The 23,010-nt window shown below is 70.3% G+C and carries 24 protein-coding genes and 1 pseudogene; 5 read left to right on the top strand and 20 right to left on the bottom strand.

Annotated features, from left to right (window positions below):
* Positions 1–87: 87 nt before the first annotated feature.
* Positions 88–456, bottom strand: coding sequence for a DUF7079 family protein (locus IEY63_RS10930; protein ID WP_189069055.1), 369 nt, complete (start codon positions 454–456; stop codon positions 88–90).
* On the opposite strand from IEY63_RS10930, the gene IEY63_RS22595 reads away from it, so the two are divergent.
* Together IEY63_RS22595 and IEY63_RS22590 are read left to right on the top strand one after the other, a co-directional pair.
* Positions 455–796 (top strand): phosphotransferase-like protein, encoded by a 342-nt coding sequence (locus IEY63_RS22595; protein ID WP_373290909.1) that lies wholly within the window; start codon positions 455–457, stop codon positions 794–796. The genes IEY63_RS10930 and IEY63_RS22595 overlap by 2 nt on opposite strands.
* Positions 678–982 (top strand): annotated as a pseudogene (locus IEY63_RS22590) (phosphotransferase-like protein); the annotation flags it as partial. The gene IEY63_RS22595 and the pseudogene IEY63_RS22590, both read left to right, overlap by 119 nt.
* Here the strand turns inward: IEY63_RS22590 and IEY63_RS10920 are convergent.
* A complete protein-coding gene (locus tag IEY63_RS10920; RefSeq protein WP_189069054.1) occupies positions 963–2,174 on the bottom strand; it encodes a benzoate/H(+) symporter BenE family transporter in 1,212 nt (403 codons plus the stop codon). The pseudogene IEY63_RS22590 and the gene IEY63_RS10920 sit on opposite strands and share 20 nt — an antisense overlap.
* 98 nt (positions 2,175–2,272) lie before the next feature.
* Here IEY63_RS10920 and IEY63_RS10915 point away from each other — a divergent pair, with 98 nt between their 5' ends.
* On the top strand, positions 2,273–3,700 hold the full coding sequence (locus tag IEY63_RS10915) for an aminotransferase-like domain-containing protein (protein ID WP_189069053.1): 1,428 nt from the start codon (positions 2,273–2,275) through the stop codon (positions 3,698–3,700).
* Positions 3,701–4,506: 806 nt separating this feature from the next.
* Here IEY63_RS10915 and IEY63_RS10910 read toward each other — a convergent pair.
* From IEY63_RS10910 to IEY63_RS10870, 10 genes are all read right to left on the bottom strand, one after another.
* Positions 4,507–4,827 carry an NIF family HAD-type phosphatase gene (locus IEY63_RS10910; protein WP_189069052.1) on the bottom strand — a complete coding sequence of 107 codons (321 nt, stop codon included), beginning with the start codon at positions 4,825–4,827 and terminating at the stop codon, positions 4,507–4,509.
* Positions 4,828–4,879: 52 nt separating this feature from the next.
* Positions 4,880–5,380, bottom strand: a complete 501-nt coding sequence (locus tag IEY63_RS10905; RefSeq protein ID WP_189069051.1) for a hypothetical protein — start codon at positions 5,378–5,380, stop codon at positions 4,880–4,882.
* Positions 5,381–5,525: 145 nt separating this feature from the next.
* On the bottom strand, positions 5,526–6,758 hold the full coding sequence (locus tag IEY63_RS10900) for a 2,3-bisphosphoglycerate-independent phosphoglycerate mutase (RefSeq protein WP_189069050.1): 1,233 nt from the start codon (positions 6,756–6,758) through the stop codon (positions 5,526–5,528).
* A 212-nt stretch (positions 6,759–6,970) separates the two neighbouring features.
* Positions 6,971–7,762 carry a TerC family protein gene (locus IEY63_RS10895; protein WP_189069049.1) on the bottom strand — a complete coding sequence of 264 codons (792 nt, stop codon included), beginning with the start codon at positions 7,760–7,762 and terminating at the stop codon, positions 6,971–6,973.
* A gap of 166 nt (positions 7,763–7,928) precedes the next feature.
* On the bottom strand, positions 7,929–8,594 hold the full coding sequence (gene trmH, locus IEY63_RS10890) for a tRNA (guanosine(18)-2'-O)-methyltransferase TrmH (RefSeq protein ID WP_189069048.1): 666 nt from the start codon (positions 8,592–8,594) through the stop codon (positions 7,929–7,931).
* Positions 8,591–9,460, bottom strand: a complete 870-nt coding sequence (locus IEY63_RS10885) for a phosphotransferase enzyme family protein (RefSeq protein WP_189069047.1) — start codon at positions 9,458–9,460, stop codon at positions 8,591–8,593. Before IEY63_RS10885 ends, trmH begins: the two co-directional genes overlap by 4 nt.
* Positions 9,457–9,876 carry an MBL fold metallo-hydrolase gene (locus IEY63_RS22215; protein WP_229784657.1) on the bottom strand — a complete coding sequence of 140 codons (420 nt, stop codon included), beginning with the start codon at positions 9,874–9,876 and terminating at the stop codon, positions 9,457–9,459. Before IEY63_RS22215 ends, IEY63_RS10885 begins: the two co-directional genes overlap by 4 nt.
* A gap of 12 nt (positions 9,877–9,888) precedes the next feature.
* Entirely contained in the window at positions 9,889–10,473 is a 585-nt protein-coding gene (locus IEY63_RS22210; RefSeq protein WP_229784656.1) for an MBL fold metallo-hydrolase, read from the bottom strand.
* Positions 10,474–10,509: 36 nt separating this feature from the next.
* Entirely contained in the window at positions 10,510–11,850 is a 1,341-nt protein-coding gene (locus IEY63_RS10875; RefSeq protein WP_189069046.1) for a deoxyribodipyrimidine photo-lyase, read from the bottom strand.
* Between the two features lie 85 nt (positions 11,851–11,935).
* Complete coding sequence (locus tag IEY63_RS10870) at positions 11,936–12,598, bottom strand: trimeric intracellular cation channel family protein (RefSeq protein WP_189069045.1); 663 nt, start codon at positions 12,596–12,598, stop codon at positions 11,936–11,938.
* A 235-nt stretch (positions 12,599–12,833) separates the two neighbouring features.
* Here IEY63_RS10870 and rpmF point away from each other — a divergent pair, with 235 nt between their 5' ends.
* Positions 12,834–13,016 carry a 50S ribosomal protein L32 gene (gene rpmF / locus IEY63_RS10865; protein WP_046843905.1) on the top strand — a complete coding sequence of 61 codons (183 nt, stop codon included), beginning with the start codon at positions 12,834–12,836 and terminating at the stop codon, positions 13,014–13,016.
* A 137-nt stretch (positions 13,017–13,153) separates the two neighbouring features.
* Here rpmF and IEY63_RS10860 read toward each other — a convergent pair whose 3' ends face one another.
* The 3 genes from IEY63_RS10860 to paaZ form a co-directional block, all read right to left on the bottom strand.
* Complete coding sequence (locus IEY63_RS10860) at positions 13,154–15,529, bottom strand: DUF937 domain-containing protein (protein ID WP_189069044.1); 2,376 nt, start codon at positions 15,527–15,529, stop codon at positions 13,154–13,156.
* A 163-nt stretch (positions 15,530–15,692) separates the two neighbouring features.
* The gene (locus IEY63_RS10855) at positions 15,693–16,073 is read right to left on the bottom strand and encodes a VOC family protein (protein WP_189069043.1); all 381 of its coding nucleotides are present in this window, start codon (positions 16,071–16,073) and stop codon (positions 15,693–15,695) included.
* A gap of 49 nt (positions 16,074–16,122) precedes the next feature.
* Positions 16,123–18,222, bottom strand: coding sequence for a phenylacetic acid degradation bifunctional protein PaaZ (gene paaZ / locus IEY63_RS10850; protein ID WP_189069042.1), 2,100 nt, complete (start codon positions 18,220–18,222; stop codon positions 16,123–16,125).
* Between the two features lie 119 nt (positions 18,223–18,341).
* On the opposite strand from paaZ, the gene map reads away from it, so the two are divergent.
* On the top strand, positions 18,342–19,085 hold the full coding sequence (map, locus tag IEY63_RS10845) for a type I methionyl aminopeptidase (protein ID WP_189069041.1): 744 nt from the start codon (positions 18,342–18,344) through the stop codon (positions 19,083–19,085).
* Positions 19,086–19,117: 32 nt separating this feature from the next.
* Here the strand turns inward: map and IEY63_RS10840 are convergent, their stop codons facing one another.
* From IEY63_RS10840 to paaA, 5 genes are all read right to left on the bottom strand, one after another.
* The gene (locus tag IEY63_RS10840; RefSeq protein ID WP_229784655.1) at positions 19,118–20,020 is read right to left on the bottom strand and encodes an ADP-ribosylglycohydrolase family protein; all 903 of its coding nucleotides are present in this window, start codon (positions 20,018–20,020) and stop codon (positions 19,118–19,120) included.
* 23 nt (positions 20,021–20,043) lie between these two features.
* Complete coding sequence (gene paaD, locus IEY63_RS10835) at positions 20,044–20,541, bottom strand: 1,2-phenylacetyl-CoA epoxidase subunit PaaD (RefSeq protein WP_189069039.1); 498 nt, start codon at positions 20,539–20,541, stop codon at positions 20,044–20,046.
* Between the two features lie 78 nt (positions 20,542–20,619).
* Complete coding sequence (paaC, locus tag IEY63_RS10830; protein WP_189069038.1) at positions 20,620–21,399, bottom strand: 1,2-phenylacetyl-CoA epoxidase subunit PaaC; 780 nt, start codon at positions 21,397–21,399, stop codon at positions 20,620–20,622.
* Positions 21,396–21,992: a phenylacetic acid degradation protein gene (locus IEY63_RS10825; protein WP_189069037.1), complete on the bottom strand. Its 597-nt coding sequence runs from the start codon at positions 21,990–21,992 to the stop codon at positions 21,396–21,398. Before IEY63_RS10825 ends, paaC begins: the two co-directional genes overlap by 4 nt.
* 32 nt (positions 21,993–22,024) lie before the next feature.
* A complete protein-coding gene (gene paaA / locus IEY63_RS10820; RefSeq protein ID WP_189069036.1) occupies positions 22,025–22,999 on the bottom strand; it encodes a 1,2-phenylacetyl-CoA epoxidase subunit PaaA in 975 nt (324 codons plus the stop codon).
* Between the last annotated feature and the right edge of the window lie 11 nt (positions 23,000–23,010).

Below are 23,010 nucleotides of genomic sequence, written 5' to 3'. Positions count from 1 at the left end.
GACGTTCGCTCGTGAGAACCAGCGGGATAGGCACGGCACGACCTCGTCAGGTCAGAAACACAAGTATGACAGGCGTTTCGCCATCTGTCAACTGCCCGGCGCCTGTTCTGCCCTGAACCGAGCCTCCACCGCCTGCCAGTCGGCGCGGATCAAGCGTAGGGCCAGCGCACCGGTCAGCGTGGGCCGCGCCCGGCCTGCCCGGAAGCGGTCCTCAAGGCTGGACAGGTCGAAGGCGGCCCACACGCCCGCCACACTCAGCAGGTTGCCGCCCAGCACCGGGGCCACCTCGGCGCGCAGGATCTGCCGCAGTTCCGGCAGGCTGAAGCCCGTGGCGCGCAGCTGCAACGCCACGTCCGCCGGGTCGACCTCGGTGTCCAGGAACAGGGCCGAGAGGGCCTGCCACGCGGCGCGGCGCCGCTGTATCCGGCTGTCAGGGGACGGGTAGGGTGGGGTCATGAGCGTTCAGGTGATCGTCCTCAATGGCGGGTCCAGCTCCAGCATAGCCCGCCACCTTCAGGCGCTGCTGCCCGGCGTGTGGCTCACGCTGAGCACCGACACGCTGGTCGCGGCGCTGCCCGCGTCGCTGCGGGAATCCGGGGACGGCGGACGGCACCATCGCCACCGGGGAGGTGTTCCGCCGCGTGGATACCGCGTGGAGTCTGGGCGTGGCGCAAGTCGCCCGCGCAGGCGTGCCCGTGATCGTGGACGAGGTGTTCCTGGGTGGCGCGGCCTCGCAGGCGCGCTGGCAGGCAGCCCTGGCCGGCCTGGCGGTGCTGTGGGTGGGAGTCCAGTGTGACCCGGAGGTCGCCACTGCGCGCGGGGCGACCTCGTGACCGGCACGGCCCGCGCGCAGGGGGCGCTGGTGCACCGGGGCGTGCAGTACGACCTGACGGTGGACACCACGGGCCGCGACGCGCTGACCTGCGCGCACCTCATCGCCGCGCAGGTCAGCGCCGGGGCAGTCAGCGGGCCGCCGGTCTGAGCGGCCGCCGCTCGATGGCGTACACGATCAGCCCAGCCAGGATGCCCCAGAAGGGCGCGCCGATGCCGAGCGGGGTGATGCTGCTGAGGGCGACGAGCAGGACGACGGGCGCGGCGAGGCTTCCGGTCTGGGCGCCCTGGAAGGCGGCCTGGAGGCTGCTGCCCATGGCGGCGAGCAGGGCCAGTCCGGCGAGTGCGGCGATGGCCTGGGTGGGGAGGAGGCCCAGCAGGTGCAGTACGGTGCCCGCGAACAGCGCCACGACCATGTTGAACACGCCGGCCCAGACGGCGGCGGTGTAGCGTTTGCGCGCGTCGGGGTGCGCCTCGGGACCCGTGACGATGTTCGCCAGCAGCGCCCCCAGGGTGAGATTGTGGCACCCGGCGAACGCGGCGGCACTGCTGGCGATGCCGCAGGCGCGCAGGATCGGGCCGGGCGCGGGCTCGTAGCCGCTGGCCTTCAGGACGCCGAAACCCGGCACGAACTGCCCCGTGAACGCCAGGAGCGTGAGCGGCAGCGCGAGGTTCAGGGTGGCGTGCAGGCTGAACTGCGGGAGCACGAATTCCGGGCGGGTCAGGGCCAGCGCGACGGGCTGCGGCTGCCACAGGTTCAGGACGCCGCTGGCGACCACGCCGGTCAGCAGCACGCCCGCCACCGCCCAGCGCGGCGCGACGAGCCGCAGCGCGAAGTACGCGGCGATCATCACGCCCACCAGCGTGGGGGCGGTGCCGAATGCCTGGAGCGCCCGGAACCCGAAGGGCAGGAGGATCGCGGCGTTCAGCGCGGCCGCCAGCGGCGCGGGGATGCTCTGGAGCGCCCTGGTGAGCGGCGGGAACAACCCCAGGCCCAGCACCAGCAGCCCCGACGTCAGGAACGCCCCTACTGCCTCCGGGAACGGGATACCCGGCAGGGCCGTCACGAGCAGCGCGATGCCCGGCGTGCTCCAGGTCACCAGGATCGGCATGCGGGTACGCAGGCTCAGAATGATCCCGGTCAGGCCCGCCAGCAGCGCGTGCGCCCACAGCCACGACATCGCCTGAGCGTCGCTGAGGTGGGCGGCCTGCGCCACCGAGTAGATCAGCACGTTCGGGCCCGCCCAGCCGATCAGCATGGTGATCAGCCCGGCCAGCACCGCGCTGGGGTGCGAATCCCGCCAGAACGAGGGCGCAGGACTGGCGGCAGGGAGCGTGGTCATGCCCCAGAGTGTGCACCCGAATGGCCCCCCGGCGGCAGAGGCAATGGCCCGCGCATTGGCCTGCTCATCCAGACAGATTGGCCTGTACGCTGAAGCGCATGCCCACGCCGTACAGCCCGACCGATGCGCCCCACTGGGCCGCCCTGCTGCGCGGCTGGCGCGACCACCCCGGCCCCCTGCACACCCGCCTGCACACCCACCTCCAGGCCGCCATCGACCAGGGCGAACTCACGCCCGGACAGCGGCTCCCCGCCGAACGCACCCTCGCTGGCCTGCTCGGGGTCAGCCGCGCCACCGCCGTCACCGCCCTCGACGACCTCACCGCCAGCGGCTACCTCACCCGGCACGTCGGACGCGGCACGCACGTCGCCCCCACCGCCCCCCGCGCCCAACCCCTCCTGACCCTGCGCACCCCCGTCGGCGCGGCCCACCCCAGCGAGATCGACCTCACCATCGCCGTCCCCATCCTCACCGACCAGCAGCGCACCCGCCTGCGCGACGCCGCTCAGCACGCCCACTATGACAGCCCCTACCACCCCCACGGCCTCCCCGACCTGCGCGACCTCCTCGCCCAGCACTACACCCACGCCGGACTCCCCACCACCCCCGACCAGATCCTCATCACCAGCGGCGCCCAGCAGGCCATCGCCCTTACCGCCCACACCCTCCTCAGACGCGGCGACACCGCCCTCCTCGAAACCCCCACCTACTTCGGCGCCATCGACGTCATGCGCGCCGCCGGCGCCCACCTCACCGGCACCCCCGTCACCGCCCAGCACCTCGACCCCCACCACTTCGCCCACCAGACCCGCACCCACCACCCCCGCCTCGCCTTCCTCACCCCCACCCACCACAACCCCACCGGCACCACCCTCCCCCACCCCGCCCGACAACACCTCGCCGCGCACCTCCACGACACAGGGCTCCCCACCCTCGAAGACGACACCCTCCTCGACCTCCCCTTCACCGACACCCCCCCACCCCCCCGCCTCAGCACCCTCGCCCCCCACGCCCCCATCCTCAACGTCGGCTCCCTCAGCAAGCTCTACTGGGCGGGCCTGCGCATCGGCTGGCTCCGCCTCCCCCCCACCCTCGCCCCCACCCTCAAACAGGCCAAGACCCTCACCGACTTCGGCAGCAGCCAACCCGCCCAGCACCTCGCCCTCCACCTCCTCGCCGACCTCCCCACCCTCATCAGCGAACGCCGCGCCGCCATCACCCCCGCCCGCAACCACCTCGCCCACCTCATCCGCACCCACCTCCCCGACTGGACGTTCACCACCCCACCCGGCGGACAATTCCTCTGGATCACCCTCCCCACCCCCACCACCAGCGCCTACACCCACCACGCCGCCCGCCACGGCCTACGCCTCTACCCCGGCGCCAGCATGGGCGTCACCCCCCTCCCCGACCAGTACCTCCGCATCCCCTTCACCCTCCACCCCGACCACATCCCCGAAGCGGTCAACCGGCTCGCGCGGGCGTGGGCGGAATTCACGAGCAGGGGAAGTGACCGGCTGGCCTGAACTGAGTTGAGATGGACGTGGGTGCGGCGAGTTTCTGTGCGGTCAAAGGGGTGCGCCTGGCGGCGGGCCTCCCCACCCCCCAGCCCCCTACCCCAGAGGGGCAGGGGGAGCAGTCGCTGCGCTCGGCAGGTATTTCGCTGAGTTGGTCAGCGGGTATGGGGCGGGTTCGGCCACGGATGGGGTTGCATGCCTCCAGTGTCGCCACATGCGCCCCGCGCGCTGCGCGCACGACGGGCTCGGCTGCCACGACGATGGGTTGACCCCACATCTTGGCGTGAACCAGAAGGTTCTACTTTTTCCAGCTTCTGCAACAGCTGTCTTTTGAAAGTAGATCAGCGGATCGCTTCAGATTGCTCTGCCAGCCACCGCAGACTGCCACCGGCCGTCGTGCGCGCAGCGCGCGGGCCTACGTGGGGGGCGCAGGATGGCTTCGAAGCCGGGCACATCACCGCCCAACACACCTCCGCCGCGCGAGTAAAAACTCTTGCCCAGTGCCAACGTAAGCCCCCCTGCCCCTCTGGGGTAGGGGGCTGGGGGGTGGGGAGGCTCGCCGCCAGGCGCACCCCTTCCAAAGGGTCGCCCTAAAGTTCAGTCGAGAGCCCGCCCCCGCCACCCCCGCTTCTCCACCCGCCGCAGGTCGGGGGTGTCCGCGATGCTCAGCAGGTACCGGGCGAGGCGGGGGAGTTCGTCGTCGGTGGGTCGCCGGTCCAGGGGGTGACGCGGACGAGGTGGCCGTAGCCGGAGGCCCAGTTTTGTGGTCGGTCGTCGATGGCGAGGATGCGTTCGCGGGGGTAGCGGGATCGTATTCAGTGGGCGCGGAGTTTCCGGGTGTGTTTGTGGGGCTGGTGTTCGCCGTGTTCGTCGCGGTGCCAGGAGCAGCGGTCGCGGTGCCAGAGGAATGCGGCGGTGTGGGTGAGGTAGAGGCCGGTTTCGTTGTGGATGGTTTGGAGGCCGGCGTGCATCCAGTCGGGGCTGGCGGCGGTGCAGATGGCGTGGTCGTGCGCGGCGTGGGTGCCCTGGAGGAAGTCGCGCAGGTGGGGGCGGAGGGTGATGTGCGCGGTGGGGTTGGGGGTGCCGTGCCAGAGGGTTTCGTCCAGGTCGAGGATCAGGAGGGTCCGGGGCAGCATGGGTCAGGATAGGAGAAACCCCTCCGCGTGGGAGGGGTCTGTGGGGCTGGGGTTACTTGTTGCCCTGGGTTTTCTTGTACTGGCCGGGGGGCATGCCGCCGGGTTTTTTCTGGAGGCCGGGCGCTTTGGCCCAGGCGGCTTGGCGGGCCATGACGTTCATGAGGGGTTGGCGGGTGCCGTCTTTGGCTTTGACGACGATGCTCTGCGCGCTGAGGGGTTGGGCGGTGGTGATGGGTTGCGCGAGGGGGTAGATCTCTTTGACGTAGGTGGTGGTGCCGGGGACCTGCGTCATGACCTGGACCTGGGTGAGGCGGGTGGTGGTGGGGTAGGCGGGGTTGACGACGATGCCGCCGCTGGTGCCGAGGGTGGCGGCCTGCTGGTTGGTGGGGGTGAGGAGGGTGACCTTGACGCCCTGGGACAGGAGGTTGAGGAGGTTGGCGGTGGTCTGGATGATGCTGGGGTACTGGACGGTGGCGTTGATGTTGACGCTGAGGGTCTGGGCGCTGGCGGTGGTGGCGAGGGTGAGGGCGGTGATCAGGATGGCTCTATGCATGGGTCCTCCGTGTTCCGGGTGGGAACGTAATGGGTTCACCCTGCCGTGTGAATCTGATGCGGGGCTGAAGGGGTGTTGAGGTGGGGTTGTGGAAACGGCCCCGTCGCCGGGGGGGCGGGAGCCGTGTGGGTGGGTGCGGTGGGGGTTACGCGCCGTACTTGTTGAGTTTCAGGGCGTTGGCCATGAGGAGTGGCATGAGGTCGGTGCCGCGGCGCAGGCCGAGGCTGCCCCTCTGGGCTTCGTCTTCGGTGTAGCGCTGGGCGAGGTCCTTGCGCCCGTAGTTGCTGCGGATGAGCAGCGGAACGGGATGCCAGGAGTGCGTGGCGAGCTTGCTGGGGGTGCTGTGGTCGCCGACGATGGCGATGACGTCGGGGTTCAACGCGAGGAGTTGGGGGAGCAGGGCGTCGAAGAGTTCGATCTTCTTGACTTTGGCTTTGAAGTCGCCGTCCTCGCCAGTGCTGTCGGTTTTCTTGACGTGGAAGTAGAAGAAGTCGTACTTGCTCCAGTTGTCCTTGAGGGCCTGGACCTTGCCGTCGAGGGCGTCTTCTTCCCCTTCGACGGTGAGGACGTCCATGCCGACGAGGCTGGCGAGGCCCTTGTACATGGGGTAGCTGGCGATGCACGCGGCCTTGAGCTGGTAGGCGGCGTCGAAGCTGGGGAAGTGGGGGACGTCGCTGTAGCCGCGGAAGAGGACGCCGTTGACCTGCGTTTCGTCCTTGAGGGCAGCTTCGGCGCGCTGCACGAAGGCGTTGACGAGGTCGGCGGTTTTCTGGCTGGCGGCGTCGTGGGCCTGGGCGGTCATGGGTTGCACGCCGGTCGCCTGGGGGTCCACGTCGCTGAGGTTCGCGCCGAGGGGGCTGCCGCCGCCCGCGCGGAAGACGACCACGAAGCGGTGTTCGCTTTCGGTGTAGATCTCGACGGGGGTGCCGTCTATGTCGGGGATGGCGGCCTTGAGCTTGGTGACGATCTCGGCGTTCTTCTCGTCGCTGGGGCGGCCTGCGCGGCGGTCCTGCACGATGCGGTCGGCGCCGAGGGTGGCGAAGTTGCCGCGCACGGCGACGTCGCCCGCGCCGAGCTTCACGCCGATGCCGACGGCCGAGAGGGCGCCGCGTCCGACGACGTACTTTAGGGGGTCGTACCCGAAGAGGCTGAGGTGGCCGGGGCCGCTGCCGGGGGTGATGCCCGCGCCGACGAGTTCGACCTGCCCGAGCTGGCTCTGCGCGGCGAGCGCGTCGAGGTTGGGGGTCTTCGCGGCGGCGAGTTCAGTGTCGCCGTTGGTTTCGAGGGGCAGGCCGCCCACGCCGTCGAGGACGACCATCAGGATCTTGCTGTCGGTCGGCTTGGCGAGGTCGCGGATGGTGTCCAGAAGGTCGCTCATGCAGTCAGTGTACGCCGGACACGAACTGCGGCAGGTCAGGGCATATGGGCAGGTGCGCGCCCACCGCTTGCCCGGGGCACGCCGGGCAGCACGTGCAGCGCGGCGTCTCGCGGCGGAGGACCGGGCCTGTTTTGAACCGGGTGCACCCTCATCAGCAGAGCGCGGGCCGCGTTCCCCGGTCAGGGAAGCGGCCCGCGTTCGTGGCGCTGGGGTCAGCGGCCGTCAATCCGGCCGTCGAGGGGATCGTTGGCGGCGCGGTTGAGTTCCTCACGGATCTCGGCGACGTCTTCGTCCGCCTGCGCTTCGGTGCGGGCGGCCTTGCGCGTGGCGATGAACGTGCCCACGCCCGCGATGAGGCCCATGCCCGCCCAGAAGATCGCAGGAGGCATATGCGCGTTCCAGCCGAGGTGGTACAGCTCGCTGACCTGCTCGACCGTCTCAATGCCGAGCTTCAGGGCGATCCAGCCGATCAGGATGTACGCAACGTCGTCCAGAGCAGGGAAGCGGTCCAGGAGTTTCAGGAAGAAGGTGCTGGCGAAACGCACGAGGATCAGGCCCATGACGCCGCCCGCCACGACAATCCAGAAGCCGGTGGCGGTGTCGCGCATCTCGGGTTTCAGCAGCGCGACGCCCGCCAGGATGGAATCCACGGAGAACGCGAGGTTCACGAGGTTCAGGCTGATCACGACGTTCCAGAATGACCCCTTGAGTTCCTTGGGCTGGCCGTCGTCACCACCTTTCTTCACGAAGTGCGCGATGACCAGGTACGCGAGGTACGCGGCGCCAAAGGCGCGCAGGAACCAGTACTTGATGATGAAGCTGGCGAGCAGCACCCCGGCGAGGCGCAGCACCATGGCGCCCCACATGACGTACGTCAGGGCTTTCTGCTGCTGCGCGGCGGGCAGGGGGCGGACCATGACGGCCATGACAAGCGCGTTGTCGGCGGAAAGCAGGCCCTCGAGAACGGCGAGGGTCGCCAGGATCACCACAATTTCAGTGTTCAATGCTGTGTCCTCTGGCCCCACAGCCGCCTCGGGGGCGGCTCAAGAGGCTCGGTGTGAGTGGTCAGTCTAACGGGTGCGGCCGGGGCGGTTCCTGACGAGCCGTGAACGTTTTGCACGCAAGGTGGGCACGCGCCGGGGGACACCCGGGCGGGGGTAGGGGCATCACTCAGCCCTGAATCTGGCCGTGCTCGTCCAGCGCGGGGTAGGCCTCGCCACGCTCGCGGTAGCCGGGGGCCAGGTCGGGGTACGCCCACTCGAACGCCCAGCGGCGCAGGTCCTCATCGCTCAGCTGCGGGGCGTCGTACATCCCAGCCGCAAGGCGCTGGCGCTGCGCCTCGAACAGAATGGTCGCGGCGGCCACCGACACGTTCAGGCTCTGCACCATGCCGAACATCGGGATGATGATGTTGTGATCGGCAGCGTCGGCAGCCTCGTCGCCCACGCCCCACTTCTCGGCGCCCAGCAGGACGCAGGTGGGGCGGGTGTAGTCCACCTCGCGGTAGTCCACGCTGCGCTGCGAGAGGTGCGTGGCGAGCACCTGGAAGCCCTGCGCCTGTAGGTCCCGCACGGCCCCCACGGCGCCTTCGTGCTTCTGCACGGGCACCCACTTGTGCGCGCTGCCACTGGTGGCCTCGAAGGTGTGCCCATCGAAATCCACGAGGCGCCCGCCGCGCGGCGGGACCGCGTGCGCCTGCAACACGCCTACCGCGTCGCAGGTGCGCACGATCGCGGAGAGGTTGTGGGGTTTGTTCACCTCGTCCATCAGGACGGTCAGGGTCGGCTGCCGCTTACTCAGCACGCGCAGAATCTTGGCGTAACGCTCCGGGGTCATAACGCTCCAGAGTACCGCACGCCCGGCAGCGCCGCCCCGAGCGCCCCCATCAGCGGGGAGCGCCGCGCGAGCATTCGCGCCGTCCAGCCGTCATCCCACGTCCCGGCGCGCAGGTCGTGCAGTGCGCCGGTCAGCAGGTGCGCCCACCACAGCGCTGGGATCAGGGCCCGGTCCTCATCGCTCAGGGGGCGCACCTCGGCGTACCCGTGGATGACGTCGTCATGTGCACCGCGCCACGCCAGCGCGAAGTCCGCCAGCGGATCGGCAGGCCGGGTGAATTCCAGGTCGAGCAGCCCCGTCCACCTGGTCCCCTGCACGCGCAGGTTCCAGGGCGTGAAATCCCCGTGAATCAGCTGCCGGGGCCGCGCGTGCACGCGCGCAGTGACCGCGCGGGCGGCGTGCAGGTGGGCGCGCAGCAGGCCCACCCAAACGGGCTGCGTAGACTCGTGCGTGTCCAGCAGGGCGTCAGTGGCAGGGTCGCGCAGGAACGCCCACTCGTCCGGGAAGCCGGGGCGGGATTCAGGGAGGGGCACATCCGCCCAGCGTCCGTGCAGGTCCGCCAGCCAGCGGCCCCGCGCGCGGGCGTCCTCACGGGGGGCGGGGTCACCGGGCACCCAGGCGTGCAGCGTCCACACCGCCCCCTCCCGCTCCATGGGGCCGCGCAGCCGCCAGGGCAGGTCCAGTCCGCCGCCGGTCAGGCGGGTCAGCAGGTCCAATTCATACGGAACCGTGTGTGAGTCGTGCCAGCGGCGCAGCGCGGCGACCTCCGGTCCAGCGCGGACCTGCCAGTGCCGGTTCAGGCGGCCTCCCAGCGGCTGAGGGTCGCGCAGGCCCCAGTCCAGCAGCAGGTTAGGGGGCGGCGTCACGCGCGGGTGAGCAGCGCCGCGCCGTCCTCGCGCGTGCTCTCGCGCAGCGCGCCCGTTCCCGCCAGGTACTCGGCCAGGGCGGCGGTCTGGTCGAGCAGCAGCACCGCCTGAATGGACCGCAGGCGCGGGTGCAGCGCCAGCAGCAGGTCTTGGATGGTCATGGGGTGCGTGCAGGCAGCGAGCAGACCGTCCAGTTTCTCGTGCGTGCGACTCCGCAGCGCGCGGATGCGGGCGCGGGGGTCGCGCATAGGGCCGTCGTGCCCGCCCAGCGCGAGGTTCACGCCGTCCAGCGCCTCCACGCGATCCAGCGAGTGCAGGAATGCCGCCACGCCGCTGCCGGGCAGGAACCGCGCGGGCATCAGCGGCGGCGAGTTCAGCGGCAGCAGGTGATCGGCACTGAGGAGCACGTCGTCCACGCGCAAGCAGATCTAGTTCCCCTCATGACCCGGCGTGTGGATGACGTGTAGCAGGTCGTCCAGCACGTCCCCGTCGCGCAGGGGCGTGGCGACCGGGAGGGCACGGGGCACGCTGAGGTTCGAGCCCCGGCGGCGGATACGGCCGTCCAGTTCGCTGCCGGGCGGCAGCCCTAGCCAGACGGCCTGCGCATCGGGTTGCATCAGCCACGCCGCGCGAATCGCGCCGGGCTGCTCAATGAACGGCACCGCCGAGTGGAAGGCCGCCACGGGTGCCTCCGTGTGCTCCCGCAGGGCGCTCAGGCCGCCCAGATGATCCGGGTGTGGATGCGTGATCACGATCCGACCCAGGGTGTCCAGGCCCACTGCCTCGCCGTACCCATCCCGCACCGACGCAAGGCCCGCCCGCAGGTCACCCAGGCTGTCCGGGCCAGCCCCACCGGTATCCACCAGCGCCGCATACGCCGGGGCGTGCGGGTCTCCGCGCACGACTAGGTACACGTTCGCGCGGAAATTCGGAAAGGCCCGCACCGGCAACGTGTACACGCGCGTGCCGCCACTCGTCACGTGCAGCGCGGTAAGAGGGACAGCATCGGTCATGAGCGGACTCTAGCGGGTGCGGGGCGCCGGGCTCTCCTATTCCGTCCACTGCCGGGCGTATTTTTCGATGTCGAATTTGCGTTTCAGCCCGCCGGCGTTCATGTAGCGCACCGTGCCGAAGATGGGGCGGCGGGTCCAGGGACGGTCGTGCAGGCCGAACACCCAGCCGACGCCCACCCATGAGTTCGGGTCGCGGCCGTCCTGTTCGTGGCGGTTATTCAGCCACAGCAGCGTGTCGAAGGCCTGCTGGGGGGTGGGGGTCCATTCGAGGACTTTCTTGCCCCAGTACATGCGCATGTAGTTGTGCATGCGGCCGGTGCGGGTCATCTGGCGCTGCGCGGCGTTCCAGTACGGGTCGTGCGTCTGCGCGGCGTCCAGCTGGTCGCGGGTGTAGGTGTGGTCGCGGCGGTCTCCGGCGTGTTCGTCCAGCGTGGCGCGGGCCCAGGCAGGGAGGCCCGCGTAGCGGTCGTAGTGGGGGTTGTAGGTGGTGTAGTTGAAGCTGAGTTCGCGCCGCACGATGAGTTCTTCCAGGAAGGCGTCGGTGTCGGGGCCAGGGTGTTCGCGCGCGGCGAGCGCGGCGGTCAGCGGGGAGAGGTGCCCGTAGTGCAGGTGCGCGCTGAGGCGGCTGCTGCCGTCCACGGTGGGGTCGTTGCGCCTCTCGGCGTACCCGTCGAGTTTGCGGGTGATGAAGTCTTCCAGCAGGTCGTGCGCGGCATTCTCGCCGCCTTCCTCGTCGCCGGGGGGGACGCCGTGGTCGATGGGAAGGGTCTTCAGGAGGCGGGCGGGGTCGGTGACGTCCTCGCCGCCGTCCCAGTCGCGCGCGCGGCGTTTCAGGTCGTGGGTGTCCAGGGGGACGAGGTAGTCGTGCCACAACCGGTGGATCTTGGGGCGGATGGTGCGCGCCGCGTACTCCTGCTTGCCGCTGACTACCCCCACGGGAATGACCGCCTCGGATTCCACCTGCACCAGCGGAACGTCGAGCCGGTCGGCCAGCCAGTCGCGCCACTCACGCTGAAGGCGGGTGTAGCCCACGTCGGTCACGACGAACGCCGCGCCCTCCCCTGCCGCATCCAGAGCCACCTCGGGCGGGCTGCCCAGGGCCACGCGCAGCGGCACGTCCCGCGCGGCGAGGTTGGCGCGCAGGTCCCGCAGGCCCTCCAGCAGGTAGGCGTAGTGGCGGGCGTTCGCCTCGGGGTAACCAGGGGTCAGGCCGAACACGGCCACCAGTGGCAGGTTCAGGCGGTTGGCCTCGCGCACCCCGTATTCCAGGGCGTGGTTGTCGCGGGTGCGGACGCTGGCCTGCACCCACAGCAGCACGAATCCCTCCCGGCGGGGCGTGCCGGACCGCAGGACCTGCACGCGGGCGTCATGGATCATGCATGCCGTTGTACCAGCGGCGCCGGGCGCGCAGGCGTGGGATCGCTGACCGTTCCCGGGCAGGCGTCGGCCCTCACGTCGGCGCTCAGCCCTGCGGGGTGTCCTCGGGGAGGCGGCGCACCGGGAGGCGCACCCAGCCGCGCCGGGAGATCCAGCGCAGTCCCCACACGACCACCGCGCCGCTGAACTGCGCCTGGAACGGCGTGACGTGCGGGTACAGCAGCCACACGGTCAGCGCTCCGGCGGCGGCGGCGGTGGCGTACAGCTGCTCGCTGCGGTACATGATCTCCGGGACCTCGTTGGCGATCAGGTCGCGGATCACGCCGCCGCCCACGCCGGACAGCATCCCGGCGAACACCACGCCCAGCGGCCCCAGCCCGAAGTTGATCGCTCCCAGCGCGCCGGACGCGGCGAACAGGCCCAGGCCGACCGTGTCGAACACGCTCAGGGTCCGCTCGAAGCGGGCCAGGCGCGTGCCGAACGCGAACGCCAGCCCGGAGCCCAGCAGCGCGGCGTACAGGTACGTCTCGTCCCGCAGGAACAGCGGCGGGGTCTGCCCGGTCAGCGTGTCGCGGATCGCGCCGCCGCCCACGGCGGTCACGCAGCCCAGCACGAGCACGCCGAACAGGTCGAAGCGCTTGCGCACGCCCAGCAGCGCGCCGGACATCGCGAAGGCCAGCACGCCGATCAGGTCGAGAACGCGCAGGCCGGTCTCCAGCGTGATGGGCGCCCACTCGAGTTCATGCACGCCTCCTACTGTAAAACGCCCTCCGGCGGCGCGGCTTCACGCACCCCAGATGGACCCCGGCGGGCGGGGTCGCGCCCGGCCCGGAGCGGGGCACTCAGCTTCATGAACAGCGAGGCGCGGCTCACTGTCCCAGATCGGCGAGGCTGTGGTATACTCCCCCCTGTTGTCTCGGCTGGGTCCCCCCGGCGAGAATCGCGCCCCGGCGGGAAACGCCGTGTGGCCCAGGAGAACAGACATGGCCAAACACCCCGTTCCCAAGAAGAAGACCAGCAAGAGCAAGCGCGACATGCGCCGCAGCCACCACGCCCTCGTCGCGCCCAACCTGACCGAGTGCCCCCAGTGCCACGCGAAGAAGCTCAGCCACCACATCTGCCCCAGCTGCGGCTACTACAACGGCCGTCAGGTGCTCGCGGTCTAAGCCCCGCACGCACGACCTTCGCCCCCGCCCCGCGCGGGGGTGTTTTTTCGTCTCTGCTCGTCGTCAGGCACGAGGAGGCCCGCAACCTCCGGGTGGAGGTGCGGGCCACGGTGCCGCCACCTCGCGGCGCGTGAGGTTTACTGCGCGACGGTCAGGTTCACGGTGCTCAGGGGCGCGGCGGCCGCGTCGCCCAGCGGACGCACCTCGTACGTGATCTTGCCGGGGCCGGGGCGGCTCTGGTAACTCCAGCCGCACGTGGCGTCCAGCGGGATGTCCTTCGTGCCAATGGTCCGCGCGCCGCGCTTGACGGTCACGCTGTACCCCTGCCCCTGGCCCACGCCGCCGAAGCGGAAGGGTTCATTCACGGTCTGCCCATTCGTCATGCTCAGGGTGTAGGTCTCGGTGCAGCTGGCCGCGCTGGCGTCCGCGGCGGGCTCGCCGACCGTCGCGCCCACCGAGGCGAGTTCGGTGCCGTCTTCCGCCTTCACGCGGTACGTGTGCGGCCCAGCGGCGGGGCTGGGCACATCAAAGCTCCAGGTGCCGTCCGGTCCGACCGTGATCTTCCCAAGGCTGGTGTCGTCCTCGAACAGTTCCACCTGCTGCCTGGCCGTGCCGTTCCCGCGCAGGGTGAACGTCCCGGCGGGCAGCGTGGCGTCCGCGGCGGGTTCGCTGATCGTGAACGCGCCGGCCGCCGCGGCTGTGCTCGCGTCACTGGCGTCAGGACTGGCCGGGTCGGCCGCGCCGCTCCCCGCGTCACCACTGGCCGCGCTGCCCGTTGAGCTGCTGGCCGAGTTGCCGGTCGCGGCGCCCGATGCTGCGCTGCCGGTGCTGTCGGTGGGCGCGGTGCCCGCGTCAGTGCTACCGGACGCCGCGTTGGTGTCGCCACTGGTGCTGGTGTCGCCGTTAGCGCCGGTTGACGCGCTCGCATCTGCGACGTTCACCTTCAGTTCGCTGCGTCCGCCGCCGCCGTCCACGGTGTACGTGTGCTCGCCGGGGGTGGGGGCGGGCAGGTCCGCCGTCCAGTTGCCGTCCGCGCCGACCGTGGCCTGCGCGACCTCCTGGCCCTGATCCGCGATGGTCAGGGCGGTGCTCGCGGGGCCGGTGCCGCTCATGGTGAACGGCTCGGCGGGCAGGTCCGCGCCGGACGTGGGGTTCGTCACGACGATGCTGGCCGCCTGCGCGCTGCTGGCCGCCGGGGGTGCCGCGCGGTTCTGGTTGACCAGCCAGCAGCCGCCCAGTCCCAGCAGGAGCAGCAGCGGAATGATCCACCAGGGGAACCCGCCGCGCCGCACCGGGGTGACCGGCGGCGTGACCGGTGGCGGGGCCGCGGGGGTCACGACGGGCGTGACCGGGGCCGCGGCGGCAGGCGTGACGGCCGGAACAACGTCCGGCGTCTCGTCCAGCAGGGTTCTCAGGCCGCCCAGGCCCGCCGGCAGCAGCCCCCCCAGGTTCCCGCCCAGACCGCCCAGCAGGGTCCGGAAGTCCGCGGCGCCCAGCCCACCAGCGCGCGCCCGGGCGCCCAGCAGCGCCAGCAGGAACGGCCCCAGCAGCGCCAGCAGGCGCCCCGCGCTGGCGCCACTGCTGCCCAGCGCGGACCCCAGGCGGCCCGTGACCGGGTCCAGGTTCGGGAACACGCTGCCCAGCAGGGCCCGCCCCTGCCCCTCTATCCGCGCGGTTTCCGCCGGGTCGCTTAGCAGCCGGGTGACTGGCGCGCCGTCCGGATCGACCAGGTCCCGCGTGGCGGCGCCGCGGTCCAGCAGCTCCTGCGCGCCCGCGTCCGTGCCCGCGCGGCGCACCAGCGCGGCCAGCAGGACCGGCAGCGCCGCCTGCGTGGCCCGCCCGGCCCCCGAGGCGCCCAGCCCGGCGGCCACGCCCAGCCGCTCCCCGACCGGCCCGGCCAGCTGCGCGCGCAGCCAGTCCAGCAGCGCCGGACCGGTCAGGGTCGCCAGGCCCGCGGTGGTCGCGCCCGCCGCCAGCGCGTCCCCGGGTCCGCCCGTCTCGGCGGACGGGGCGTCCAGGCCAGGGACGACCACCGGTGGCGTGGCCGGCGGGTCAAGCGGGCCGCTCAGGTCCCTGAGCAGAGTGCTGACGTTCCCGGCGGTCAGCCCGGCGCGGCCCAGCAGGCTGAGCAGCAGCGGCAGCGTCAACGTCAGGACCCGCCCGGCGCGGTCCTCGCTGGTGCCCGCCAGGCCCGCCGCCTGACGCGCCAGCTGGCCCGTCCCGTCGCCCAGCAGGGCGGGGCCCAGCAGTTCACCGGCCTGACGCAGGTTCGACGCGCCGTCCGGTTCGTTCAGGACGGCCCCGACAGTCTCGAAGTGAGGCAGGCTGGCAACCGCCTCTGCGAGGTGCGCGGCGGCGGGCGTGTCCGCCTGCCCGGTCAGGGCGTTCAGTTGCAGGGGCAGACCGGCGTCCAGGATGCGGCGGACCTCGGCGGGGTCCACGTCGGCCGCCTGGGCAAGACGCGCGGCGCCTGACTCATCGAAGAAGGAGTGCAGCAGTTCAGCGAAATTCATGAGGGCCTCCCGGACGGAGCGGCACGCGTCCGTCCCCACCGCCCCACCGGACACCCATCGCAGGGCCCGCAGGAGGGGTCGTACCGGATACCGCCACCGTACCACCCCCCCCGAAGGCCCCGTCAGGCGCGGGAATTCACGATTCCTTGACCCGCCCCGCCCTTCACCGGACGCTGGGATGCGCGTCCTGCACGACCTCCAGCCGGTTCCCGAACGGGTCGGTCAGGAACACGCGGGCCACGCCGGCCTCCGCGTCGGCGCGGTAGGGCACGCCGTGACGGACGCAGTGCGCGGTGAACGCCGCCAGATCGGCGCAGCGCAACCCCGGATGGCCCTTCACCCGCGGCACGAACTCTGGCGTGACGCCCACGTGCAGCTGCCGCCCGTCCGGCAGGCCGAACCACACGCCGCCGTTGCGCCGCAGCGCCTCGGGTTTCGCGAGTTCCGGCAGGCCCAGGAACGACCCGAAAAACGCGCGAGCCTGCGCCTCACAGCCCGCCGGGGCCTCCACCTGCACGTGATCCAGTCCAGTGATCAAGGTCATGGGCGGAGGGTACGCCACGCGCGCCCTCCGCCCCTGTCACACGCTGGGTTTACGCCTGAACGCTGCTGTCCTCGGCGGGCGGATCGAACTCATCGCGGGCACGCTCGACCAGCGTGAGAATGTCGTACGTGGCGACCAGCACGCCGTCCTGGTTCGTGATCTCGCTGCGCCACTCGACCACGCCGGTCGGGCGGGTCTCACCGGGGCGCAGGTCCTTGCGGATCTTGCGCTTGCAGGTCAGCCGCGTGCGGATGGTGTCCCCAATCCCGACCGGCTCAATGAAGCGCAGGTTCTCCAGGCCGTAGTTCGCCAGCACTGGGCCCGGCGCGGGCGACACGAACTGCCCCGCCGCCGCCGAGATCAGGAAGTACCCGTGCGCCACGCGCTTCCCAAAGATGCCCTCCCGCGCGCCGATCTCATCGACGTGCGCGTAGAAGTGATCACCGGTCAGGCCTGCGAAATTCACGATGTCCGCCTCAGTCACCGTGCGGCGGTGCGTGAGGAGGCTGTCCCCCACCTGAATCTCGTCGAAGGACTTGCGGAAGGGGTGGACCACATCCTCGGTGACTTCGGCGCCGGGCACGAACTCCCGCGTGATGCTCGTGAGGGTGGTCGGGTCGGCCTGCACCGCCACGCGGTTCATGTGATGCCGCACCGCACTGAGGCCACCGAGTTCCGAGCCGCCCCCCGCGCGGCCCGGCCCGCCGTGGTTCAGCTGCGGCAGCGGCGACCCGTGCCCCGTATTCTCCTTCGCGTTGTCGCGGTTCAGGACCAGCAGGCGCCCGTGCGAACTCGCCATGCCCAACACGAGTTCCGTCGCCTCCGCGCGGTCGCGGGACACGATGCTCCCGGCCAGCGACCCCCGGCCCAGCTTCGTGAGGTGAATGGCGTCCTCCAGCGAGTCGTACGGCAGCAGCGTCGCCACCGGCCCGAACGCCTCCAGCTCATGCGGCCCCTTCGCGGTCAGGGGGGTCTCGCACAGCAGCACTGTCGGGTCGAGGAACGCGCCCTTCTCGCGGTCGCCGCCCAGCAGCGTCGCCTCGCCGCTGATCACCACACGCGCCTCCTGCTGCAATTTCTCCAGCGTCTCGCGGACCCGCTCGCGCTGCTCCACGCTCACCAGCGCGCCCATCCGCACGTCATCCCGCGCCGGGTCGCCCAGCGTCACCTTGCTCAACTCGCGGCGCAGGCCCTCCGTCACCGCCTCCACCAGATGGGACGGCACCAGCGCCCGGCGGATCGCGGTGCACTTCTGCCCGGCCTTCCCGGTCATCTCCCGCGCCACCTCTCGCACGAACAGCGCGAACTCCGGATCCTCCGGCTTCACGCTCAGGCCCAGCACCGACGCGTTCAGGCTGTCCGCCTCCGCGTTAAACGGCACCGACCGCCCCACGATCGCCGGATGCACCCGCAGTTTCGCCGCCGTCGCTGCCGACCCCGTGAACGCCACCACATCCTGCTCCTCCACGTGATCCAGCAGCGACCCCGGCTCCCCCGTCACCAGTTGAAGCGTCCCCTCCGGAATCAGGCCCGACGCCACAATGTCCCGCACCACCCGCTCGGTCAGGTACGCCGTCTGCGGCGCGGGCTTCACCAGACTCGGCATCCCCCCGATGAACGCCGGCGCAAACTTCTCCAGCATCCCCCACACCGGGAAGTTGAACGCATTGATCTGCACCGCCACACCCTCACGCGGCACGAGCAGGTGACGCCCCACGAACGTCCCCTCTCGCCCCAGGCGCTCCAAACGCCCGTCCGGCCAGAAGCGCTCGTCCGGCAGTTCCCGCCGCGCCGCACTCGCGTAACTGAACAGCGTGCCGATCCCACCCTCAATATCCACCCACGAATCCCGCCGCGTCGCCCCCGTCAGCGCACTCAGGGCGTAGTACGCCTCCTTGCGCTCCATCAGGAACGCCCCCAGCGCCTTCAGCGCCCGCGCCCGCTCGTGGAACGTCATGCGGCGCAGCGCCCCACCCGCCTTCCGGCCGTACGCCAGCGCCCCACCGAAATCCACGCCCTCGGACGAAATCACAGCCACCGGACGCCCATACACCGCGTCCAAGAGCACCTGCCCATCCGCATTCGCATGCCACGAACCCGACACGTAAGACGCCGGACGAAGAAGATCAGAAGTGATTGATTGAGTCACAAAGAAACGCTCCTTGGAGAGAAAGAAGATTCGATCTGATGTCGAGGGAGGAGTCGGGCAGACATGCGGCTCACCGCTCCACCACAGTCCGAACTGCAACGACACGCTTACACTGCCGCATGACGATCACCACGCAGCATGAACTGGACGGCATGACTCTCGCGGGGAAGGTCGTCGCCCGCACCCTCGACGCCCTGCGCGCCGCCGTGGAACCGGGCGTGACGCCCGCCGAACTGGACGCCCTGGCCGGGCAGGTGTTCGCGCAGTTCGGGGCGTTCTCCGCCCCGCGTGCCCAGTACGGCGCGCCCGTCAACGTGTTCATCAGCGTGAACGACGACATCGTCCACGGCCTGCCCACCAACCGCCCGCTTCAGGCGGGGGACGTGGTGTGCATCGACGTCACGCCGAACGTCGGCGGGTTCGTCGCGGACGCCGCCATCACGGTCGCCGTGCCGCCCGTCTCCCCCACCGCCGCCCGCCTCATCGAGGCTGCCGAGGCGGCCCTGGCACGCGGCCTGAACGCCGCCCGCGCCGGGCAACCCCTGAACGGCATCGGGCGCGCCATCCAGACCGAAGTGGAGCGCCGGGGCTTCACGCTGCTGCCGGAACTTCAGGGGCATGGCGTGGGCCGCGCCATCCACGAGAAACCCGACGTCCCCAACTACTACCGACCCGCGCTGAGACAACCGCTGCACGAGGGGCTCGTGATCGCCGTGGAACCCATGATCAGCACCGGCAAAAGCCCCCGCGTCCGCACCCGCCGCGACGGCTGGACGCTCGCCACCACCGACGGCGGCCTCGCCGCCCACGTCGAACACACCATCATGATCACCAAAGGAAAACCGGTGATATTGACGGCATGAACGAGCAGGCATCCTCGCGCGGAGTCCGAATCTCATAGAGCTTCCCTGAACCATTGTGGGTAAGGTTCCATGAGTGACATCCAGTTGGCAGGGAGCGTAGTCCGGCTGCTCATGGCGACGATGCTGCCCACAATGGCGCAAATGGTGTCCCGATCTCCTCCGGCACTGACTGCGTTCCAGAGGGCTTCCTCGTAGTCGCCAAGGTGCTGGGCGGCACACCAGACGGCAAAGGGGACCGTGTCCGGCGCGGAAATCTCACTGCCATTCCCCAGCATATGCCCCGCATGCACGGGTGACGTGCCCGGCGCCAGTCGGCTGGCCCGGAGCAAACGACTTCTGACCTCGCTGTCCGGGATGTAGTCCGCAACTGCCAGGATGAATTCGGCAGGTGACGGCTTGGAATCATGGCAGGCCAGAGCAGCAGACACGGCAACGGCAAGGGCGCCAGCAACCGCCTCTGGGTGAGTATGTGTGGCGAGGCTGGACAGTTGTGACTGCTCAATGCAAGCGGGTAGATCATCTGCGAAGTAGGCACCGATCGGCCCAGCCCGCATGGCGGAACCGTTCCCCCACGACCCCTGCCCTTCGAAAGTGCCGGCGATGGTCGTCCGCCACGCCGCACCTTCTCGGACGTCCGACAGCACTCGCCGCATGCTGGGCCCATAGCCCCGGGTCATGTCATGCCGCAGCGCGAAACTGTGCATGAGGCTGTCCTGATCGATCTTGCCGTGTTGCCTGAGGTTCAGCACGACCGATAGCGCCATCTCGGTATCGTCGGTGTAATGCCACGCCTGCTCGGGAACTTTGCGGTTCCCGACCAGATCCTCGAATTGCGTCACCTCCAGGAAGAACAGCTCCCCAAACTGATCACCCAGGGTCAATCCATCCAAGGATCGCAGGGCGCGCTGTAGTCGGGTTTCATCAATCCGGGACACGATCTGACTATGGGCAGTGGACATTACACGCTCTTGAAGCCCTCGAACGGTTCGCGGCAGGTGTCGCAGACGTACATTCGCTTGCAGAGGGTGGGGCCGAAAGACGCGGTCATGCGGACGTTCAGGCTGCCGCAGCGGGGGCAGCGGGTGGGTTCCGCGTCCAGTTGAATCAGCTGCCCTTCTCCGGTGGGGGCGGGGGGGGCGATGCCGTACTGCCGCAGCCGCTCGCGCGCGTCGTCGCCTATCCAGTCGGTGGTCCAGGGGGGCGTGAGGGTGCTTCTGACCTCGACGTCCGCTGCGCCCAGGTCGCGCACGGCCTGTTCGATGCTGCCTTTGATGACGTGCAGGGCGGGGCAGCCGCTGAACGTGGGCGTGAACGTGACGGTCACGCGCCCCGCGTCACTCACGGTGACGTCCCGGACCATGCCCATGTCCGTGATGCTCACGACCGGAATTTCCGGGTCTGGGACAGCGGCCAGGGCGGTCCAGATGGCGTCGGGGGTGGGGTGCGTGGTGGTCATGGGGAAACCTCTGGGTGGGGGGCGTGGCGCATGGGTTGCCTTTGTTCCCGGCCGGCAATTCCCTCCCGGCAGGCGGCGTCACCAGAGTTCGGCGGTGGGGTGGGCGCGGGCGACGCTCTGCATTTCGGCCAGCAGGGGCGCGAGGTGCTCGGTGTGCGTGTCGCGGCCGGGCTGGGTGTCGGGGGTGGCGGGGAGGGTGAGGCCGCATTTGTCTGTGAGGTGCCGGGTGACGAGGCCGGTCCAGCGGGCGTGCACGGCGTTCAGATCGGGGAGGAGGCCCGAGTGCACGAGTTCCGCTTCGCTTTCGACGGGCTGGAAGAGTTGCGCGGCGTGCGGCCAGAGTTCGGTCAACGCGGCCTGGGTGCGGCGTTCACTTTCAGGCGTGCCGAGGGCGAGGCGTTCAACCCACAGGGCGGTGTGTTGCACGTGGAATTTCTCCTCGCGCACGGCTTTGGCGGCGACCTCGGCCAGGGGGGCGTAGGTGCTGCGGGTGGCGGCTTCCATCCAGAGGGCTTCGAAGGTGTCGTACAGGAACTGCCGGACCATGGTGAAGGCCCAGTCGCCTTTCGGGAGTTCCACGAGACGGGTATTCGTGTACTGACTGGGGTCCCGGAAGAAGGCGAGGCGGTCGGGGTCGCTGCCGTCCAGGTCGGCGCGCAGGGTCAGGTACAGGCCGGCGTGCCCGAGTTCGTCCTGCGCGATGTTGGCCAGGGCGATGTCCTCTTCGAGGATCGGGGCGTGCCCGGTCCACTCGCCGCCGCGGTGGGCGAGGATGATCTCGTCGTCGGCGAGGGCGGTCAGGCGGCGAATCAGGGCCTGCGTCTGCGTGTCGGTGAGGGGGTGGGTGCCAGCGGTCATGCGTGGTCCTCGCTGGCGGCGCGGCCCGGCATGAGCCCGGCGCGTTTGAGTTCCCCGACGTGCCGGCCGATCACGCCGTAGTACTGCTGCTGCTTGTACGTCTTCTCCTTGGCGGGCGCGAACCAGCTGTCGACGGTGCCGGGGTCCTCGTCGGTGCGGACGACGGCCGTTTCGGGGAACACCATCCAGGCGAGGACATCGGGGTGCAGGGTGCGGGCCTGCCTGAGCGCGTCGCCGGGGCCGTCGGCGGTCACGGTGCCGCTGAGGTCCACGAAGGTCATGCTGCGTTTGTTGGTGCGTTTCACGCCCACGTAGTACACGCCGGGCCCGCCGGGGGTGTCCAGCAGCGTGGGGGTCGTGGTGAGTTCTTCGGGCGTGGCGGTCAGGAGGTCATCCTCCCTCACGCACCACAGGCTCACGGCGGCGGGGCGGCGTACGAAGACGTTGCGGGCGGTGAGCAGCGCGTGCTGCGGGTCACCGGCGTGCACGCTGCCGACCGCCTGGTGGGGGCGGTTCGGGGCGTCCTGCTTGAAGACCTCCCAGCGGGGCCACTGCGTGTCGGTGGTCTGGGCGTGGGGTTGAGGTTCAGTCATGGGTTGTTCCTTCCGGCGGAGGGGCATGGCCTTCAGTCAGCGGCGACCGCGCGCTGGCGGTCGGTGTAGGCCTGGAGGGCGTCGCGCACCCAGGCGCCGTCGTCGTGGGCGGCCTGTCGGGCACCGAGGCGTTCCCTGTTGAGGCCCTGCTCGCCGCGGATGACGGCCCAGAACTCATCCCAGTGGATGGGGCCGTGGCGCCAGTTGCCCTGCTCGTCTTGGTGGAGGTCCGGGTCGGGGATGGTGAGGCCCGCTTCGAGCAGTTCGGGGACGTGCTCGTTGATGAATTCCTGGCGGACCTCGTCGTTGCTCTTGAGCTTGATGCCCCATTTGCTCAGGACGCCGCTGTTGGGACTGTCGGCGTCGTGCGGGCCGAGCATCATCATGGCGGGCCACCACCAGCGGTTCAGGGCGTCCTGCGCCATGGCGCGCTGCTCGGGGGTGCCCTGGGCGTAGGCGACGATCATTTCCTTGCCCTGCTTGTGGTGGAAGGTTTCTTCCGAGCAGATGCGGACCATGGCGCGGCTGTACGGGCCGTAGGAGCAGCCGGCGAGCATGGTCTGGTTCTTGATGGCGGCGCCGTCCACGAGCCAGCCGATCATGCCGACGTCCGCCCAGGTGTGGGTGGGGTAGTTGAAGATGCTGCTGTATTTGGCCTTGCCGCTCAGGAGGGCCTGGAGCATGTCCTCGCGGGTGGCGCCGAGCGTTTCGGCGGCGTGGTAGAGGTACTGGCCGTGCCCGGCCTCGTCCTGGACCTTGGCCATGAGGATGGTCTTGCGCTTGAGGCTGGGCGCGCGGGTGATCCACTCGCCTTCGGGGAGCATGCCGACGACTTCGCTGTGGGCGTGCTGGCTGATCATGCGGATGAGCTGGCGGCGGTACTCGGCGGGCATCCAGTCGCCGGCCTCGATCTTCTCGCCGCGGGCGATGCGGGCCTCGAAGTGGGCGTGCTGCTCGGCAGTTTCGCCGGGTGCGATACCGGTCTGGGCGGGGGTGGGGTGGGTCATGGGGACAACCT

The sequence above is a fragment of the Deinococcus radiotolerans genome, assembly GCF_014647435.1.
Lineage (GTDB): Bacteria > Deinococcota > Deinococci > Deinococcales > Deinococcaceae > Deinococcus > Deinococcus radiotolerans.
Note: the sequence above shows the minus strand (reverse complement) of the source record. Positions and strands in the feature narration are given on the sequence as shown.